This window comes from Desulfobulbus elongatus DSM 2908, assembly GCF_000621145.1.
GTDB lineage: Bacteria > Desulfobacterota > Desulfobulbia > Desulfobulbales > Desulfobulbaceae > Desulfobulbus > Desulfobulbus elongatus.
Genome location: NZ_JHZB01000030.1, coordinates 1 through 19346, shown reverse-complemented (window position 1 = coordinate 19346; position 19346 = coordinate 1). Strand labels below are relative to the sequence as shown.

General features: G+C 54.8%; 19 protein-coding genes. 14 read left to right on the top strand and 5 right to left on the bottom strand.

Features of this window, described 5'->3' with window-relative positions:
• Positions 1–4: 4 nt before the first annotated feature.
• The 3 genes from Q362_RS0113635 to Q362_RS24100 form a co-directional block, all read right to left on the bottom strand.
• Complete coding sequence (locus tag Q362_RS0113635) at positions 5–925, bottom strand: manganese-dependent inorganic pyrophosphatase (protein WP_028319144.1); 921 nt, start codon at positions 923–925, stop codon at positions 5–7.
• Positions 926–1155: 230 nt separating this feature from the next.
• The gene (locus tag Q362_RS0113630) at positions 1156–1869 is read right to left on the bottom strand and encodes a Bax inhibitor-1/YccA family protein (RefSeq protein ID WP_035216793.1); all 714 of its coding nucleotides are present in this window, start codon (positions 1867–1869) and stop codon (positions 1156–1158) included.
• A gap of 599 nt (positions 1870–2468) precedes the next feature.
• The gene (locus Q362_RS24100) at positions 2469–2741 is read right to left on the bottom strand and encodes a hypothetical protein (protein ID WP_169737429.1); all 273 of its coding nucleotides are present in this window, start codon (positions 2739–2741) and stop codon (positions 2469–2471) included.
• Positions 2742–2888: 147 nt separating this feature from the next.
• Here Q362_RS24100 and Q362_RS22910 point away from each other — a divergent pair, with 147 nt between their 5' ends.
• The 4 genes from Q362_RS22910 to Q362_RS0113605 all read left to right on the top strand — a co-directional run bounded on the left by Q362_RS22910 (position 2889) and on the right by Q362_RS0113605 (position 6237).
• The gene (locus Q362_RS22910) at positions 2889–3302 is read left to right on the top strand and encodes a cytochrome c3 family protein (protein ID WP_084312731.1); all 414 of its coding nucleotides are present in this window, start codon (positions 2889–2891) and stop codon (positions 3300–3302) included.
• 105 nt (positions 3303–3407) lie between these two features.
• Positions 3408–4766, top strand: a complete 1359-nt coding sequence (gene extKL, locus Q362_RS0113615; RefSeq protein ID WP_248595817.1) for a multiheme c-type cytochrome (seleno)protein ExtKL — start codon at positions 3408–3410, stop codon at positions 4764–4766.
• A gap of 46 nt (positions 4767–4812) precedes the next feature.
• The gene (locus Q362_RS24095; protein ID WP_169737428.1) at positions 4813–5151 is read left to right on the top strand and encodes a hypothetical protein; all 339 of its coding nucleotides are present in this window, start codon (positions 4813–4815) and stop codon (positions 5149–5151) included.
• Positions 5152–5214: 63 nt separating this feature from the next.
• Entirely contained in the window at positions 5215–6237 is a 1023-nt protein-coding gene (locus Q362_RS0113605) for a TOBE domain-containing protein (RefSeq protein ID WP_028319138.1), read from the top strand.
• Between the two features lie 680 nt (positions 6238–6917).
• Here the strand turns inward: Q362_RS0113605 and Q362_RS20700 are convergent.
• Positions 6918–8159, bottom strand: a complete 1242-nt coding sequence (locus tag Q362_RS20700) for an MFS transporter (protein WP_051554332.1) — start codon at positions 8157–8159, stop codon at positions 6918–6920.
• A 121-nt stretch (positions 8160–8280) separates the two neighbouring features.
• Between Q362_RS20700 and Q362_RS0113595 the strand changes: the two genes are divergently transcribed.
• The 10 genes from Q362_RS0113595 to Q362_RS0113555 all read left to right on the top strand — a co-directional run bounded on the left by Q362_RS0113595 (position 8281) and on the right by Q362_RS0113555 (position 18539).
• Complete coding sequence (locus tag Q362_RS0113595) at positions 8281–9171, top strand: LysR family transcriptional regulator (RefSeq protein ID WP_028319137.1); 891 nt, start codon at positions 8281–8283, stop codon at positions 9169–9171.
• Positions 9172–9987: 816 nt separating this feature from the next.
• Positions 9988–10275 (top strand): hypothetical protein, encoded by a 288-nt coding sequence (locus tag Q362_RS23690; protein WP_157470133.1) that lies wholly within the window; start codon positions 9988–9990, stop codon positions 10273–10275.
• 211 nt (positions 10276–10486) lie between these two features.
• The gene (locus Q362_RS0113590; RefSeq protein WP_028319136.1) at positions 10487–11470 is read left to right on the top strand and encodes a dihydroorotate dehydrogenase-like protein; all 984 of its coding nucleotides are present in this window, start codon (positions 10487–10489) and stop codon (positions 11468–11470) included.
• Between the two features lie 101 nt (positions 11471–11571).
• Positions 11572–12891, top strand: a complete 1320-nt coding sequence (gene rsxC, locus Q362_RS0113585; protein WP_028319135.1) for an electron transport complex subunit RsxC — start codon at positions 11572–11574, stop codon at positions 12889–12891.
• A 124-nt stretch (positions 12892–13015) separates the two neighbouring features.
• On the top strand, positions 13016–14074 hold the full coding sequence (locus Q362_RS0113580; protein WP_342670241.1) for an RnfABCDGE type electron transport complex subunit D: 1059 nt from the start codon (positions 13016–13018) through the stop codon (positions 14072–14074).
• The gene (locus Q362_RS0113575; RefSeq protein WP_028319133.1) at positions 14071–14967 is read left to right on the top strand and encodes an FMN-binding protein; all 897 of its coding nucleotides are present in this window, start codon (positions 14071–14073) and stop codon (positions 14965–14967) included. The genes Q362_RS0113580 and Q362_RS0113575 overlap by 4 nt, the downstream gene beginning before the upstream one ends.
• 20 nt (positions 14968–14987) lie before the next feature.
• Positions 14988–15620, top strand: a complete 633-nt coding sequence (gene rsxE, locus Q362_RS0113570; protein WP_028319132.1) for an electron transport complex subunit RsxE — start codon at positions 14988–14990, stop codon at positions 15618–15620.
• Positions 15617–16555, top strand: a complete 939-nt coding sequence (locus tag Q362_RS22335) for an Rnf-Nqr domain containing protein (RefSeq protein ID WP_051554330.1) — start codon at positions 15617–15619, stop codon at positions 16553–16555. Before rsxE ends, Q362_RS22335 begins: the two co-directional genes overlap by 4 nt.
• A gap of 46 nt (positions 16556–16601) precedes the next feature.
• Positions 16602–17477, top strand: coding sequence for an RnfABCDGE type electron transport complex subunit B (gene rnfB / locus Q362_RS0113560; RefSeq protein WP_028319130.1), 876 nt, complete (start codon positions 16602–16604; stop codon positions 17475–17477).
• Positions 17478–17501: 24 nt separating this feature from the next.
• The gene (locus tag Q362_RS0113555; RefSeq protein ID WP_028319129.1) at positions 17502–18539 is read left to right on the top strand and encodes an FAD:protein FMN transferase; all 1038 of its coding nucleotides are present in this window, start codon (positions 17502–17504) and stop codon (positions 18537–18539) included.
• Positions 18540–18949: 410 nt separating this feature from the next.
• Here Q362_RS0113555 and Q362_RS0113550 read toward each other — a convergent pair whose 3' ends face one another.
• Positions 18950–19252 (bottom strand): hypothetical protein, encoded by a 303-nt coding sequence (locus tag Q362_RS0113550; protein ID WP_157470131.1) that lies wholly within the window; start codon positions 19250–19252, stop codon positions 18950–18952.
• Between the last annotated feature and the right edge of the window lie 94 nt (positions 19253–19346).

The window sequence follows — 19346 nt, the reverse complement described above, 5'->3', positions numbered from 1 at the left end:
CCGATCAGCAGCCGAATGCCTTCTGCAGGTTCGGAATGGTCTGCTTCTTGCGGCTCATCATGCCGTCGATCCACATGCAGTTGCCGGACAGCTTCTTGCCGAAGGCGCCTTCGATCAGGGCCGGATCATCGGAGAGGACCATCAGGTCGGTGCCTTCCTTGACAACGTCGGTGAGCATCAGCAGAACCGAATGACGCTCCCCGCCCTTCTGATCCTTCATGGCATTGTACAGGGCATCGCGCATGTCAGCCACCTGATCCAGAGTAGCGAGTTCGAGCTGGCCAACGCCGACCTTCTTGCCCTTCATGTCGAAATCCTTGTAGTCGCGATGGAGCAGCTCCATGGCGGGCACGCCGGCCACGGCGCTCTTGGCCTTGAGCATCTCCATGAACAATCCGTCGGTATCGGTGACGCCGGCGATGGCAGCCAACTCTTTCACGGCCTTCTTGTCGGCATCGGTACAGGTCGGGGACTTGAAGTTGACGGTGTCGCTCAGGATGGCGGCCAGCATCAGGCCGGCGACCTTGGGTTGAACGGTGACGCCTTCCAGATCATAGAGGATCTTGAGCACGGTTCCGGTACAGCCGACCGGCATGTTGCAAAAGAAAATCGGCTGGTTGGTGGTGACATCACCGATTTTGTGATGATCGACCACGGCCACGACTTCGCCGGCACCGAGGTTATCCGGAGCCTGAGCCAGATCGCTGTGATCGACCAGGGCGATCTTCTTGCCGGTGGCATCGGTCAGAAGCTCAGGGGCGGCAAAACCGAACTGCTTAAGCACCATCTCGGATTCGGGATTCAATTTTCCCGATACGGCGGGAATATAATCCTCACCTTTGGCCTTCATCAACTCGGCGTAGGCAATGGCGGCGGTGACAGAATCGGTATCCGGACTTTTGTGGCCTACAACATAAACAGACATAGCGTAATACCTCCCAGAACGTGTTCAGTGACACATACTAATATGTGCGCTTCTCTTTTCCTCCGGACCGCTTACGGGCCGGAAACAATAAAATTGAACGACCTTATAATGTTCACTGATAAGCGTCAAGCAGAAAAAGGAAAAAACCCCGGCAATCTCGGCCCTTCAGCAAAAACAGGGGGATCGATGGACTCGATCCCCCTGGCTGCGATTTGGACAAGGCGAAACTATCAATCGCGGCTGCCACCGAAAAAGCGCAGCAGCATCAGGAAGAGGTTGATGAAATCGAGATAGAGGGCCAAGGCGCCGATAATCGCCCCCTTGCGGACGGCGGCCTCTCCCTGGGTCATAATGCCGTCCTCGCCGATATTCTTGATCTTCTGCACGTCATAGGCGGTCAACCCGACGAAGACCAGCACGCCGATGGCGGAAATCGCCCAATGGAGCGAAGAACTCTTCAAAAAGAGATTGACCAGCGAGGCCAGCAGAATGCCGATCAGGCCCATGAACATGAACGAACCGAGACCGGAGAGGTCGCGCTTGGTGACCATGCCGTAGACCGCCATGGCCGCAAACATGCCGGCGGTCACCAGGAAAGTGGCGGCAATGGAGGCATGGGTGTAGGCGAGAAAAATGGTCGACAGGGTTACGCCGTTCAGGACCGAATAACCGACAAAAAGCCCGGTGGCCGTGCCCGGTTGCATCCGTTCGATCCTGGCGGAAAGAAAAAAGACCAATCCGAGTTCGACCAGCACCAGGATGAAAAAGACCGGGCTGGCGATCAGAGCGCGCACCATTCCCGAGGCGGCGACAAAATAGGCGACGACGCCGGTTACGGTGAGGCCGATGGCCATCCAGTTGAAGACCTTGGCCAGAAAGACGGTCGACGCCTGCTGTCGTGCTTGCGCCAAGGTGATATCGCGGGTTCCAATCTGTGTCTGCATTGCTGCCTTCTCCTTGGTGAATTGATGATACCAATAGTTTTGGCCCAATATAATAACCAGTTCAGCCGGAAAGGCAACCCGGACCGGACCGCGCATACACAAAACCAGGCAATCTTCAGAACAGCGAGGGCGAGGATGAACATGTAACACAACAAGAACCCACCTCTCTCAACAATAAAGAAATATTAACAAATTACGACACCAAAAAAAGGGACGCCCGGCTGTTTCGGTGAAGAGGGAAAACCCTCGGCATCCAATCCATCCAGGAAAAAGCAACAGATCAATCGTCACCGGCTTGTTCCTGGCCAGGCCAGGGGTTTGGGCGAGGCAAGGGGGCGTTGACCGTCCTGTCGTTCTCCGGACGGGTAGCGGATGCATAACGGGGAGTGCCCGGCACAAGGTGCCTCGACATTGTAATTGCTCACCCAAAATAATTTCAGTATTTCTTGCACAATGGAAGAGATATTCCCCTCTCGACCATAGGTGCTGACGATTGACGCCTCTGGATCAAGAACGAGGGGCGAACCTATCTTTCATGGGGCCGGATCGTCCTGCTCGAACGTATCGGCGAGTACGGCCCGGTCTCCGCTGCCGCCAAATCAATGCAGATGAGCTTCAACCACGCCTGGTACCTTGGTCGAGGACATGAATATCCTGTCGCGCCCTCGCCGCTGGTTGAAAAACAGGCCGGTGGCCGGCGCGGCGGCGCCTGGCTGACCGATGCCGGCACGCAGGCCATCGGCAATTTTTTCCGGACGTCGCTCGGTTTCGGGACCGGATCGAACACGAACACATCTAACCATCTTGCCGTTTTTTTCTTTCTGGCGACCTGCCGTCGGAGGCTGTTTTTTATTGACATCAATATATTGCATAAAATATAACGAAACAATGTATTAAGGTCAGTGGTTGGAAATCGGCGCGGACCAGTCAAGTGGAAAAATTGATCATTCCCGGGCCGCCTGCTGAAAGGTTGCATCAATAATTGCCACCGCACGAACGTCTTAATTCCGGAAAAAAGTATGTGGCACCTATTTGTTTACCCGTTTTTACTCGTTTTATTCTTTGTCAGCGGCGCAACACATGTAGTTTTCGCCGAAAACGGCAAGAGCAACGGGGACAACCGGGGTCCAGATTTTGTCATCATCCAATCCACGATTGATACGGAAAAAGTGGCCAAACCGGCTTACCTGCCTCATCGGGCGCACCAATGGCTGGAGTGTGACGGTTGCCATCACGGTAAAGGAGCCGACGGCAAGAAGATCAAGTATGTCGCGGGGCAGAACATTGAAAAATGTGAAACGTGCCACAACAGCAGAATGACTCTCCCCGAAAAAGTCGCGACCTTGAAACGGGCAAGTCATAGACTCTGCTTGGCATGCCATCGCAAGCAAGGCAAAGAATACGCTACCTGTGAAGTTTGCCACAATATATGAACAAGTGTATTAAATGCAGTCATACTTTTCTTTACGACAGCATTTCTTGCGAAGAAAATTTGTAACAGATTGGGTCAACAATATTTTTGCGTATCAGGAGAAAGGATGAGTATCAATAAGAAAATATTTTCATTGGCAATGATTACTCTTCTGTTTGATTCATCGCTTACCCTTGCAAATGAAAATCTGCCCAAAGACAACGGCCACGCTCAAGAACTCATAGGAATTACCGAAGAAAAAAAAGCTCAAACAATTGCGGAATTGGCGGCCCGGTACGACTCTGCCCCATGTATGGATTGCCATATGGAAGTCTATGATGCGTGGGAAAAATCACTTCATGCCCGTTCGATTTTCGGGCCTGACAAGGTGGGCAGAACAGCCGCCACCCTAAAAACGACCATTGAAAACGGACTGAAAGAATGGGCCTTCTCTGGCGTGAAAAAACCTGAAGATGTCGGGGTGAAGCATCTCATGATCTGTGCCAAGTGCCACCTCCCCCAACTCCAGGAAGCCGAGGACAGTGTTGCGCAAGAAATTGTAAAAAATGTGTATGCGTTTGTAGACGATCCTGACAACTTGGAGGCCAAGAAGGCATTGCAGTCACTCAACATCGGCTGCATGGTGTGCCATAACCGTAACGCCATCGTCCACAAGTGGACAGATGGGACCCCTCAGAAAGACGCTGTTTATGGGACCAAAGACGATGTGCACATGGATGACAAACATCCATTTCTGAAACAAAGCAAAATCATGAAGGAGTCCATTCAATGCGGGCAATGTCATGGGTTAGGACCTAACTTCGAACTCGAAAACCCAACCCAATGCGCCACACTGTACGGATCCCACCTGTTTGCATACATCCCTGAAGGCGGCCAGGCAACATGCCAGGAATGCCACATGGAAAAGAGCAAACTAGGCCACAACATCCAGAGTTATCGCTCACCGGAAATGGCCAAGATGGCCTTGGATGTCGATGTTGAGGCAAAAGCATTTCAGTGGCGTGACGTTTCGACGATGACACCGGCGGCACAGGTCACGGTGGCATTGACCAACAAAGCCGGACACGCCATTCCCGACGGCTGACCGACCCCCAACCGGGTGGCACTGTATGTGACCGCGAAAACGAAAGATGGTAAGGAATTTTATTCAGAAGAAAAAATCTTCATGCCTATCCCCCAGCAAATGGGACGAGGCGATAAAATGGGCCGGGGACCCTATGAAAAAAGCGGATTGTTGCGTGATACAAGCATTCCGCCGCATAAAACCATCAAGGAAGAATTTTCAATTCCTGTTTATACCGAAAAGCAGAAAGACGGAAAAACTGTAAGGGACATCATTGCCAACGATTTCACCATTGATGTCGAACTGTGGTATTTGCCTTATGGCCGTAAGGATGATTCGGGGAATGCGCAGAAATGGTTCACCACATCCAAGGCAATGCGCATAGAGGAAGGGGGCAAATAGACAATCAACAGGATGTCAACGGACGTCGATGCATGGGAGGCCGGGGGTGTCGAAGCAGAGTGTGCAACAGGCCGCCTCCCTCTTACGCATCCCATCTCAACCGTTTGACGAGGTAAACGAAAGGGACGATTCCCTCCGCGTGGCGGCAGCCGGCTCCGGATCCTGCAATACCGGAAAACCGAACGAGGTGAGATCAATTGCATTCCGCCCCGGAACCACCTCGAACCGATGGTCAGCCGCCTGCTTGAATGTAGGAAAATTTACTCCGGCGCAGCAATCACCCGTCCGGACGCCGGATTCGCTGGAATGGACATTTCATGAACTGCCCCTCATTCTTTTCAAGGAACGCAATGATTTCCTTTCAGACCAGAAAGATGATGCTTGAGCGATGACAACAACCGCTACCCCCCTCCTCTCCATCTCCAGCACGGATCAGAGCCGAAATGCCGTGGGCAGATACCGGATTCCCGATCCCTGCCTGGATCCGCTGCAATTGATTCAACTGGAATGGTCGTTCCGGCAGTGGGGAAGACTCACCAATCGCTACGAGGTCCGTCTGGAACGGCACCGCATCCTGATCGTTTTTCTCCTCATCCGCTATACCGGCGCCGCCCTGCACGAAGTACTCTCGCTCAACCTGATTACGGATCTTGTCGATAGCGCGGTCTTCTTTCGCAATCCCGATATTCCCGGATATTCGGCGCGGAACGTTCTTCTTGCCGGACATATCGCCCAGGAGATCCAGACAGCTTTGGAGAACCCGGATCTCCGCGAACTCTTGACCGATCTTCGGTCGCTCAACCCTTCAGTTGTCCGTCATAAATTTTCCGAGCGCGCCGAGGCCTGCGGCTTTCCCAAGGAACTGAGTTGCCCGGAAATGATCCGTTGGGCTCGGGTTATGGAGTTACTGCGCAAGGACACCCCGCAACGGGAGATCGAGCACCTTTTGGGGTGTTCCCTGCCAGACCTGTCCTGGGATCGGAGATCGCCTACCGTTGCGGCAACGCGGCAAACAGCCCAGTCGTCATCCGCATGGGAACTTGCCGGCACGACAACAGAAAGAAACTGTTTTTTCGGAAATATTGTAGAAGTACACCACGATACACTTCAGGCGCAAATCAATCTGCTCACCGATGCCGGTCATCCCATCAGCGCCATGGTCACCAATGACAGTGCGGAACGGTTGGGACTCAGGCCCGGCAGAATGGTAACCGCTGAGGTCAAAGCGCATTCGGTCAATCTGCAGGGGCGCAATCCCTACGCCACCAGCAGCGTCGACAACTGTTTTTCCGGAGAGATCGTCGGTATAACCCGTGGCCGAGTTTCCTTGGAATGTATTGTCCACATTGGTGGCGGCACGAACGTCCATTCCCTCCACTCCGCCCATTACGCAGCAACCCTTGGCCTTAAGGTCGGCAAAACCGTCTGGGTGGCGTTCAACAGTTTTGCCGTCCTCCTGCATGCCAACTAACAGCAGGAAAACATCAATCTTTTCGCGTGCACAAACACCAGTGACCAACAGGAGCAACCAATGATCGCAGAGCGCAGCACCCATTAACTTGCCGTAGTTTCGAAAGAGAAAAAAAGAGCAGACGATGTAAGGAAAGGCGATTGGGGCTGCACGTGTTTTGCTTTCGGGAGTGATGCTTCTCCACGAAGAGGGGAAAGCGGAAGACAAGGCCCCCGCAGATAGAAACGTGTGAAAGTTGCCACAACAGCAAAGCCGGGATGCCGGAGCAGAGTCGACACCTTCAAAAAAGCTGCTCATGTCCAATGCCAGGAGTGCCACAAAAAAAACAAACCTGAACCGACCAACTGTTCAACTCGTCATAAAAAAGAACAACCCCACCTGTAACCGAATCCCATTTTCTCCGTCAATTTTTGTGGCGGAGAAGATTTTGCTTGAACGTTATTTTTTTTAAGATATATTGAATTCCGTTTGGTTGTAAGGTTCCAAACGTATAAGGCCCTCCGTCGAGTTGATTCGATGGAGGGCCTTTCTCGTTCTGTCCCAAGAACTCTCTCGTCAATCTGCCGGCCCGCCGCATGAAAGGTAGGTAGCCGTTTGCTCCAAGCCACCCAATAATTCCGTTCCTCCTCTTCTCCTCACTCGGTGCGATGTTTCGCACATGCGGCCAGCAACCTCGCGATCTATCCATTGCCGCCCCGGGCTTGATTCCGGACCGGAAGCGCAGCTTCCTTCGGCTCGATGAAAAGGCGGGCCAACACCAAGGTGAGGCATAGCGCTGTGACTAACAGCAGACTGATGAAGCCCACAACCCCCTGCCAACCGACCCCTGCCCAGCAAAACCCGCCGACCGTACCGGAAATACTGGCGCCGAGATAGTAGAAAAAGAGATAGAGTGCCGCGGCCTGAGCCTTGGCGGTTCTGGCATGCCGGCCCACCCATGTCGAAGCGATGGTGTGCGCGCCGAAAAAACCGCAGGTAAACACTGCGATTCCCGCAATCACCAGAGGCAGCGGTCTCGCCAGGGTTATGGCAATACCGGCGAACATGACCACTACGCAGGCCCGAATGGCGAAAAAACGGCCAAAACGGTTGACCAGCTTGCTCACCGAGGAAGAGCTATACGCTCCCAGCAGATAGGTAAGAAAGATCAGGCTGACCATGGTCTGGCTCAATCCGTACTCTTCGCCGAGCAGCCGGAAGGTGATGTAGTTGAACACGGTGACGAAACTGCCCATCACCATGAAGGAAATGCCATACAGGCAGAGAAGGCTGGGATCGCGCAGCTGCTGCAGCACGGAGGTCAAAAGATAGCGATTCTCGAATGGTCGGTTGCGGAAGTGGGTCGAGGGGGGAAGACTACAGGCGAAATAGATGCTGAGCATTAGGGAGATCACCCCCACCAGTCCCAGGGCAATGTGCCAGGAAAAATAATCGGTCACTGTGGCGGTAAAGAGCCGTCCCGACATGCCGCCGATGGCATTGCCGCTGATGTAAAGGCCCATGGCCGTGCCGACGGTGGCGGGTTCGATTTCTTCGCTCAGATACGCCATTGCCACCGGCGGTAGGCCGGCGAGCACGATCCCCTGAACAAAGCGCAGCAGCACCAGAGACGAGAATGAATGGCTGAACGCGGTCAGCAGCGCCAGGATCGAAGTCAGGAAAAGAGAACACATCATCACCGGCTTGCGGCCGAGGGTTTCCGACAGGGTCCCGGCAAGAAGCATGGCCATCGCCAGAGTGAAGCTGGCGGCCGAAAGCGGCAGGCTGGCCCAGGCGGGACGAATCCCGAATTCGCGCGCGAATTCGGGCAGCAGCGGCTGCACGTCGTAGAGGGTGATGAAAGTGACGAAGCCAGCGGCGAAAAGCGCCAGGTTCACCTTGCGGAATGCGATGGAACCGCTTTGAATGCGTGGACTGTTCATGGTGCGCGACCCGTCTCCACGGGCATTGATTTCATTTGCGCTTGAATATACTCCCCCATCTTTTATAAATAAAATATATAAAAATTATCTATTCGATAACCATATATTATTCCACACTTCCATGGATATCCGACAGCTGAAATTCTTCATCGAAATCGCCCGGCACAAAAATTTCACCAAGGCAGCGGAAACACTCAATATCGCCCAACCTGCCGTGAGCATGGCCATCCAGAAGCTGGAGGAAGAACTGGAATCAGTTCTGTTCAACCGTCGCAACCGGCAGGTGTCCCTGACCGCGGAAGGGGAAGTTTTCCTTATCCACGCCAAGCGTATCATGGAGGATCTCAAGGCGGCAAGCCTGGAAATGGCAGACTTGAAGGGGTTGCAGAAAGGAGAGGTGCGCCTGGGCATCCCGCCGATGATGAGCACCTATTTCTTCCCGGCCATCATCCACGAATTCAAGAGGCTGTACCCCCATTTACAGTTGGCGGTGTCGGGGGAAGGGGCGGGCAGCATTCAACGGAAAATCAACCAGGGCGAGTTGGACATGGGCGTCATTGCCGGAGGACACGTACCGGATAACTTGGAGGTCCGGCACGTCCTGCGCGAAGAGGTGGTGGCCTGCGTTCCTGCCGGTCATCCCTTTACCCTGAGGAGGTCGGTCACCATCCAGGAGTTCGCCACCCAACCCCTGATCATGTTCAAACAGGGCTATTACCAGCGGGAAATGCTTCTGGAACTCTTCCACGAAAGTGCTGATGTGCAACCCCATGTGGTTTTTGAAACCAATCTTTTCTCCCTGGTCAAATCCCTGGTCAAGCGTGGCTTGGGTGTTGCCACCCTCCTGAGAATGGTGGCCGAGGACGATCACGAGCTCTGTACCGTCTCCTTTGATCCACCGCTCCATCTCGACCTGATGATGGCCTGGAAAAAGGGGGCCTATCTTTCCCACGCCAACAAGGCCTTCGTTGATTTTCTCATGGCGCAGCTGCAGATGTATAGCGGCCAATAGTGAGCACGCCGCCGGCGGACAGGAAAACAAGAGCGGCCGCCAGACAAAATTTTCTCTCCTCTCCGGCGCAGAGTGTCCCGGGGAAGGCTGTGTGGAAATAATGGGCACCAATCTGCTGGCCGGTGAGGCAACGAGGACTGCCCACGGAACGAATGCCGAGACAGTCGCACGCGAGAAGAGAAAGCGGTGCTGTTGGTTGTCAATGGAGGGTTGAGCGTTGCCGAGGTCGGCTGTCGGCGCCGCTGACGCATCGGCGGTGGCATCGCAGACCGACAATGGCAGAGGTGGCACAACAATCGACCCCGCCATCCATCCTGAGCAAGATTACCAAGGCTGGCGCGGCATCTGTCCATGCCGCGGTGTCCCTGATCGAGGCTGTACAAGAAGATACGGGCGAAGTGGCGTGGCCGACAAACAGCTGCCACCGATGCGGTGGGCGCGATCATTAAACGACAGCGAGGGAATGGCCAGTACAGGGGGCAATGAGAATCGGGCCTGGACGGCAAGGGGATCGCGGAGAAGCTGTGCCCAAAAGATACCGACCACGAGCAACGAACAGCGGCCATCGAACAGCGCCTTAGAGACCATTCACGCCAATCAATGAATCTTCGATCTCCAGGCGACCACTTCCCTGGAGGCAAGCGCTTTCTCCACCTGCTCCAACCACCCCGCTCCATCTCATCCAATCACTTCCGGATCATTTTATTATTCGCTGTAATCTTGCCATCACGCCACCACATGCCATCATTTTAATTCATCGTTATTTTTAACAATTCGAATTCCCCAAAAAACATGCCACCGGCCAAGGAGCTCATCGTGACCGCGAACAATCGGGCGTTACGAAGTGGTCCTTATTCCCCGAGAGGATTCCATTCTCATATAAACGAGGCTTCATCTTATCATCAAAAAAATCAAAACAAATGCAAAAAAAACTCAAATTTTATTGTTGACTCGTTATATTTAATAAAATATAAATTGCCCTGCAAACACACCCCTTCGTTCGCTATTGCCGAGGCTGGCGAAATGATTATTGGGCGCGGGCAAGAGGGACAGCAAGCTTTTGTTGATTCGGCGATGCCAGCCCCAAAGGCCGAACTGCATTGAGAGGCATCAAGTTGAAATGATGAACCCCCATATTGCCCGCCATGCATTGTTTGCTCCCACAATTGCCTGTCGCCAGTACGCCAGACCGCATTATCGGAGTCGTCGGGAGGAATCGCTGTCGTCTCCACCGTCGTGCCGTGGAATCTGGGCAAATTGTCGCGGGCGTTCATCGTCCAGAGCCGCAGACGTGGCCAACATCCGGTGAAACAACATGAGAGATCTGTCCACCTCCTATCTCGGGCTGCCACTTCGAACTCCACTCATTGTGGGGAGTTGCGGCCTCACCAATACCGTCGAATCGATTCAGAGCTTTGCCGAAAACGGTGCCGGTGCCGTTGTACTCAAGTCGCTGTTCGAGGAACAGATCGCGGCGGAATTCGCTCACAATCTCGATCAGTACCAGGCGGATTACCCGGAAGCTTTTGATTACATCCGTGGGTATACGCGGACCAGCGCCCTCGATGAATACCTCGACCTCATCGCCGCAGCCAAAAACGCGGTCGACATCCCCATAATCGCCAGCATCAACTGCCTGTCCGCCAAGGAATGGATGGCATTTGCCGCTTCGGTGCAAAAAGCCGGTGCAGCGGCGATTGAACTCAATATTTCCTTCCTGCCGAGTGACCCGAATCTGACCTGTGCAGCCATCGAAAAGCAGTATTTCGATATTGTCCATCAGGTGAGCGACCTTATTTCCATCCCCGTCGCGCTTAAAATGAGCCCGTATGCACCGGCCCTTGCCAATCTGATCAGCCGACTGAGCTGGACCGGCAAGGTCGCGGGCTTCGTTCTCTTCAACCGCCATTACCGACCGGATATTGCACTGGAACAGATGCAGGTCACACAGGCCGATATGTTCAGCACCGCCGGAGACATGATCGAACCCCTGCGCTGGATCGCCTTGCTCTCAGCCCGAATCGAACGGGATTTCGCGGCCTCCACCGGAGTGCATGACGGTTCCGGCCTGATCAAGCAGATTCTGGCCGGTGCCGCTGCCGTCCAGGTTGTTTCGACATTGTATAAGAACGGTGCCGGGCAACTGACCCGGATGCTCAAGGAACTGGAATCCTGGATGAACGAGAGAGGGTATGAACGTCTCGCAGACTTCCGCGGTGCCCTCAGCCATCGTCCGGTCGGCAACCCCGCCGCCTTTGAGCGCATTCAGTTTATGAAACAGTTTGGCGGCATGGCCTGACCATTATCGTCGCCGTTGCAATCCACCGTGTTCGGCGGTCCTTTCCAGAGCATATATGCAGAATTGGCCGCAAATATTTCCGTTTTCAGTGTGCATAATTTATGAATTCCTTATTGACCTTTCCCAAAGGCGGTGTGCATCCGCCGGAGTCAAAGGACCTGACCGCAACACTTGTCATCGAACGCATGCCGGTACCGGATGAACTGGAGATTATTCTGGGGCAGCATATCGGCGCGCCCTGCGCTCCAACGGTGAAAAAACGCGAATCGGTCATCGAGGGCGCGCGAATCGGCGAGGTGGCCAAGGGGCTCGGCGTTCCATTGCATGCGCCGGTCGCCGGATTGATCAAGGATATCGGTATGTCGGCCCATCCGTTGCGGGTCAAGGTGCCATCCATCACCATCGCCACCGATCATACCGCCGTTTCGGTCAGCTTCGATCCGCACCCCTGGCAGCGACTCAGCGCGGAGGAACTGCTGGCCAAGGTGCACGATGCCGGTATCATCGGCATTGGCGGCGCCGGTTTTCCCTCCCACGTCAAACTCAAGCCCCCGGCTGACGCCGCCGTCGACACCTTGCTTCTGAATGGCGCGGAATGCGAGCCCTACATCACCGCCGATCATCGGCAGATGCTCGAACATCCCCAAGAGATTATCGAGGGGGCAAAAATCATCCTCAAGATCCTCGGCATCACCACCTGCCGGATCGGCATTGAAAACAACAAGCCCGATGCCATCGCGGCAATGGACAAGGCCGCGCGTGAGGCCAGTTCCCAGGGATGCTCAATATCGGTGGAGACGTTGCGGATCAAGTATCCGCAAGGATCCGAAAAACAGCTCATCCAGGCATTGACGGGCCGTAAGGTGCCCTCGATGTCCCTGCCCTCGGCGGTGGGGGTCGTTGTCCATAACGTGGCCACCGCCCGGGCGATCTACGAGGCGGTGGCGCTCAACAAGCCGTTCTGCGAGAAAGTGGTCACCATCAGCGGCGGCGGTATCGCTAGACCGGCCAATCTGCTTGTCAAGATCGGCACGCGGGTCAGTGATATTGTTCGCCATCTTGGAGGAATCAAATCGGAAGTGGTCAAGGTGGTCATGGGCGGGCCGATGATGGGCTTTGCCGTCTCCAGCCTGGACGTTCCGGTGACCAAGACCACCTCCTCGGTGTTGTTTCTCACGGAACGGGAGATCGACAACCGGCCCCATTCCCAGTGCATCCGCTGCGGATGGTGCCTCGACGCCTGCCCCATGGGATTGGAGCCCAAGGAAATCGGCGTGTACGTCGAGGCCGACCGGGCCGAGGACACGGCTCAATTCGGTGTTTTCGATTGTTTCGAATGCGGAAGCTGCGCCTACATCTGCCCGGCCAAGCGTCCGCTGGTGCAGTTCGTCCGCTTGGCCAAGATGAGGGCCAAGAGGTAGCTCCCCGCCAAATGCGTCGAGCGACCCGCGGCAGGTGTCCTGCAAGGGGAGCATGTCGGAAAAAAGGTTCGTGGGTGAGGTCATCCCCCACGCGGAATCATCAGTAACATCGTTCTGAAGGAGTATCGTCATCGAAACGCAAGCGCCTGACAACCTGTCAATTGCCGCGCAGCCGAACTGGATTGTTTCCGTTTCGCCGCACGTAAAAAGCAATGAATCGGTTGAAAAAATCATGTGGACCGTGGTGTCCTGCCTCATGCCCTCCTTGGTTGTGTCGGTCTTTATTTTTGGCATCCAGACCCTGCTCATCACCGCGGTTTCGGTTATCAGCTGCATGGCGGTGGAGATGGTGAGCCAAAAACTGCTCGGCCGACCGGTAACGGTCAGAGACGGCAGTGCCGCCCTGACCGGGGTGCTGCTGGCCTTTATCATTCCCCCTGGGGTTTCGTACCTGCTGCCGGTCTTGGGCGCGGTGATGGCCATCTATATCGCCAAGCATCTGCTGGGCGGCATTGGCTACAACATCTTCAATCCGGCGCTGATGGGTCGGGCCTTTTTACTGGCCACCTTCCCGGTGGCCATGACGACTTCCTGGCTGCAACCGCTGGATGGCATGGCCGTTTTCAGCCATATCGGTACCGGTGCCGACACCGTTTCCGCCGCGACCCCGCTTGCGGTCATGAAGGCGCAGGGCATGGCCGGCTTCATCCAGGCCTTCGGTTCCGGCTCCAGCCTGTATGGCTCCTTTTTCCTCGGCTGGCGTCCTGGCTGCATCGGCGAGACCTCCGGGCTGCTGTTGGTGTCGGGCGGACTCTTTCTCCTCTACAAACGCTACATCACCTGGCATATCCCAGTCTCCATCCTGGCGACCATTGCCGTGCTGACCTGGATCTTTGGCGGTAAAACCCTGTTTACCGGCGATCCGCTGCTGGCCGTACTCTCCGGTGGCGCCATCCTCGGTGCGATCTACATGGCCACTGACTATGTCACCTCGCCGACCAATAAAACCTCCCAACTCCTGTACGGCATGGGCATCGGTGCCCTGACCGTGCTGATCCGGCTCAAGGGCGGCTATCCCGAGGGCATCTGCTATGCCATCCTCCTGATGAATCCGATCAGCACGGTACTGGACGGCTGGTTCAAACCCAAGCGGTTTGCGCCCCCTGCTGGAGGTGGCCAATGAAAGATATCCTGACCATCGTCTTCCGCCTCACCGTCTCCTGCCTGATGGCGGCGGCGGTGATGGGTGCGGCGTTCATCGTCACGGACAAGGCCAAGAAACACAACGAACATGTCCGCGAAGAAAAAACCATGTACGGCCTGTTGGGCTATGGTGCACGCAAGCCCGTGCCCCCTACCCTGGCGCTGCATCAGATTTACCGCTATGTCATCACCGATCAGGGCCGGCAGCACATCGGCTATTTGCTCCCCACCGGCAGAGAGGGAAAAACCGAATATACCCTGGTGCTCCTGGACCTCGACGGCAAAATGGTCAGCCAGCAGCCGACCCGGCTCGACGGCGATCAGAGCCGGGAAAAGGAAACCCGCGACCGGGCCGTCATGGAAGCCATCGGCCCGGGCAAGGGACTCCGCTTCGCCGATCATACCATTGTGGTGACCGATAGCGGCAAGCGCGTTGCCTACCTCCTGGGAGGGAAATTTCCCGGGTTCAAGACCTTCATCAACGTGATGCTGGCACTTGATCCACAGTATGCGATGCTGGGTTTGGAAGTGCTCGAACACGAGGAAGACCCTGGACTTGGGGCCGAGATCGAAAAAAACTATTTCAAGAATCAGTTCAAGGGGCGTTCCTTTGATGTGCTCAAAGGGCTGCAGGTCGTCAAGGAGCCGTTGCCCGAACAATATCGGCAAGCGCTGGAAGCTCAGGTGACCGAGGAAGATGCGGCCAGGATCATGGGACAGTACAGGGCAAAGAACATCTATGCCCTGACCGGGGCGACCATCTCCTCGCGGATGCTGACCGATGGCGTCAAGGGGTTGGTCACGAAGTGTGCCTATCGTCTCGACGTTCTTGACCGGGTGCTCGAAGAGCAGAAGATTGCCGTTTCGTTCTAACCCATTACGGAGGAGCTGAGGTGTCAACGCATCCATCGAACACAAAAACGACCTGGGAACTCCTCGGCCGGGGTATTCTCAGCGAAAATCCCATATTCAGGCTGGCCCTTTCAATGTGTCCGGCCGTGGGCATTTCCACCACGGTGATGAACGGCTTGATGCTGGGAGCCGCCGTGCTGCTGGTTCAGGTTTTCTCCAGCGTCACCATTGCACTGTTCAAGAATCATATCCATCCGAGGATTCGTATTCCGTCCTATACCCTGACCATCGCAACCTGGGTAACGGTCATCGACTTGGCCATGGCGGCCTATCTGCCCGGGGCCTACGCCAAGATGGGTATTTTCATCAAGCTGATCGTCGCCTTCGCCATCATCACCATGCGGTTGGAGATGTTCGCCTGCAAGGAAAGGGTCGGAGACAGTTTCTGGGACGCGGTGGGCATGGGCCTGGGCTTCATGGTGGGCATGGTGGTGATCGGCTTTGTCCGCGAACTGCTCGGGTCCGGCGCTGTGCTCGGCCATGATGTGCTCGGGTTCAAACCCCTGCTGTTCTTTATTCTCCCCAGTGCCGGTTTTTTTGTCGTCGGTCTGATGATGGCCTTTTTCAACTGGGTCGAAGTGGTCTACAAACGGAAAAAAAGGACACAAGCATGAACAGATCGCGCGTTGTACCGACAATCTTTCTGTTGGCGTTGCTGTTGTTGCCGGCATGGTTGCAGGCGGCAGACCTCGTTGACCGCGCCACCTTTGCCGATGCGGCCACGATGGAGGTGACCTTCTCCGCCCCGGTTGACAAAACCCGAGCAACCAATGAAGCCAATTATACCGTCTACGAAGAGAACGATCCCGATATCAAACTCCAACTCCTCTCCGCCTCGGTCGATTCCGACGGCCGGACGGTGCTGCTGACCTTCGCCCAACCGCTCAACACCACCAAGACCCATGTGGTTTCGATGCAAGGTTCGGCAGGCGCAGAGGGCCTCAGCTTCAAGGTATCGAAATCCTACCTCGGCTCCTTGTTTTCGATCCTCATCGCCGCGCTGCTGATCAACAACTTTGTTTTCACCAAATATCTGGGACTCTGCGTCTTTTTCGGTACCTCCAAACGCAAGGCAACGGCCAAGGGAATGGGGGTGGTGTTTACCATCGTCATGGTGGTATCGGCCAGTATGAGCTGGTTGTTTTTCAAGTTCATCCTCATTCCCTTCAACCTCAGTTTCCTGCAGATCGTCGTTTTTATCGGACTGGTATCGCTCACGGTCCAGGCGGTGGATACGATCTTGCGCAAGGTCAATCCGGTCCTCTTTAATTCCTTCGGCGTCTATTTGGTCCTCGTCATCGCCAACTGCATCATCATCGCCGTGCCACTGGTCATGTCCAGTCTCAACTACAATTATTTCGAGACCTTTATGCTGGCCCTGGGGGCTGGTGGCGGTTTTCTGCTGGCGCTGTACCTGATGAGTTCGGTCCGTGAGCGGCTGGAAATCGCCAAGATCCCCCCGACCTTCAAAGGGCTGCCTATCGCTTTTCTCGTGGCCGGGCAATTCGCCATGGCCTTTCTCGGGTTCTCCGGGCTGCAGTTGTTCTGACAGGCCAGCCGATCAAAAATAAACAGACAGTGAAAAGAGTGGTGTGATGGATCCGCAATTAGTGAAAATAGCCTTGAGCGGTCTGGTTCTTCTTGGCTGCATCGGCCTGTTCTTCGGTGTCGGCCTGGCCATAGCCGCCCATAAATTTGCCGTGGAAACGAATCCCCTGATAGACAAGGTGCTGCATTCCCTGCCGCTGGCCCAATGCGGCGGTTGCGGCTACCCCGGTTGCGAAGGGTATGCGATCGCTGTTGTCACCAACCCCGATGTCCCCCCCAATCTCTGTTTTCCCGGGAAAGAGGCTGTTGCCGCCGTGGTGGCGAATCTGACCGGTAAAAAAATGGTCGAGGTTGAAGATCAGATGGCGGTCGCGCGGTGTTCCCGTGTTGAAGGCCGGGTGAGTCACAAGCATCATTACATCGGTTTTCGTTCCTGCACCGCCGCCAATCTCGGTTTTGGCGGGCCGTCTCAATGCCGGTATGCTTGTATAGGGTTGGGCGAATGTGCCGATGCCTGTCCCTTTGACGCCATTACCATGGTGGACAATTTCCCGGTCATCAATCCCGACAAGTGCGTCAGCTGCGGCGTCTGTGTCCGTACCTGCCCCAAAAAAATCATCGAATTACAGACGTTAAAGGCGCGGGTGACTGTGCCCTGTTCATCACAAGACTTGGGCAAGGACGTGAAGGCCGTTTGCGCGGTCGGTTGCATCGGATGCAAACTCTGCGTCAAGGCTTGCCCGGCACAAGCGGTTTCCTATACCGACAACCGGATTGTCATTGATCACAAGACATGCATAGCCTACGGCCCTTCGTGCGAGGAGGTCTGCGTCAGCAAGTGCCCCCGGCAGATCTTCCGCCCCTTTCAGGGACGGCAGACCATATCCCGATCAATCGACAATGGCTTGAAAATGGCCGGTTAATAAAATCCAACGAATGGAATAGCCATGAAAATCTTCTCTTCTTCTTACGATCACAAACGACGCTCCTTTTTAAAACTCTCCGGCCTGCTTGGTTTGGGCGTGACCTCGGCGGCATTGCTGTCGATGGAGAAGGCCGAAAGCGTTCTCTTCCGCAAAAACGAGTACAAGGTCTCCCAGACCCGAACGGCTATGGGTACCTTTGTTGACATGACCGTCATCCATGACTCCCGCGACCAGGCAGAAAACGCGCTCGGCCTCGCCTTTGCCGAGGTTGACCGCCTCTGTGCCCTTTTCACACGGTACGGCAACCAGTCACCGGTTTGCGAACTCAACGCCGAAAACCGACTCAACCATCTGGGGCCAGAACTCTCGGAGGTTCTTGGACGCTCCCTTTATTTCCATCGAGCAACAAACGGTGCTTTCGACATTACCGTCAAGCCGCTGGTCGACCTGTATCAGAACCATTTCGCGGCGGGGAGACAGCCCAGCGAAACAGAGATCGAAACCGTCATTGGCCGGATTGGTGCCGAGCGCCTGCGTTTTGCGAACGGCTCCATTATTCTCCCTGATTCCGGGATGGGAATTACCTTGGATGGCGTCGCCCCCGGTTATATTGCCGATCGCGCGGCACGGGTTCTCGCTGAGAACGGGATCGTGAATTATATGGTCAATACCGGAGGTGAGATCACGGTGGGCGGCAATGCTGCCAAGGGCGCGGCATGGACGGTGGCTATTCAAGACCCGAACAAGAAAAAGGAATATCCTGGTATGATCAGCCTAAGGGAAGGTGCCGTCTCCACCTCGGGCAATTATGAGATCTACTACGACCGGGAACGGTTATTTCATCATATTGTCAACGGTAAGAGCGGTCACTCACCGCTCCAGTCAACCAGTGTCACCGTCACTGCGCCCACGGCGATGGATGCCGATATTCTCTCCACTGCCGTCTTTGTCATGGAACCAAAGGACGGCATGCATTTCATCAATGCCCGTCCGGATTATGAATGTTGTCTTGTGGACCGTGAAGGCAAAATCATGCAGTCGCTTGGATGGCCTGCATAAGCAGTGAGTTCGCCATCGGTGAAGCCGGTGATGTGAACCGATCTGGTGCCGTTCAAAAAACTGCGTGCGCAACAGATTCATCATCTCAAGGACTCCCCCCTCCTCCATCCATGTCGTCATCTCTCATGGCGTCTACGCAAACCATTCACGACTCAGCCAACCGTTGACTTTCGCTCATAATCCCCGGCTTCGCCGGGGATTACCGGAAAAAAATCTTTCACAGAAGCCGACGACAGGTCAGGCATCGTCAGATCGATAGCCTGCACCCCTGCTTACTTCTCGTGCCGATGGCGTCATTGCGCCTGAAAGTTCGGAAAGGAATTTCTTGTTGTTGTCATCGGAGAGTGCCAGCGGTGCTCGCATTGTTTTCCGCGCCATTATCGTTTCCCTGTGCAATTTGAAACGATCCACTAAGTCTTGATATGCCTGCACCGTTCATCAATAATATCCAACCATATCGGTTCGAATTTCAGCCAATATGCATTCACGATTTTTTCTCCAAATCCAGATAACATGACCATGTCGGAATCCGATGCATCACCTGTGAAATAAACGACTGGCCGAGAAAATGTCCTGTTCATTTCTCTAATCAACTCACGGGCGTGGGCGGCATTTATTTTTGCGACTTTCGCGGCTTTGGACAATACCCCCAATGCCTTTACTTCATTGAGCAAAACCGCCTCATTATAACAAAGCATAACGCCAGGTTCCATCCTGGTTCAGTGAAAAAACATCTACAAAATCAACGCAAAGTTAAAATCAACATATTGAAATTTCAGTAAAAATATTGCAATATCCGCCTGTCCT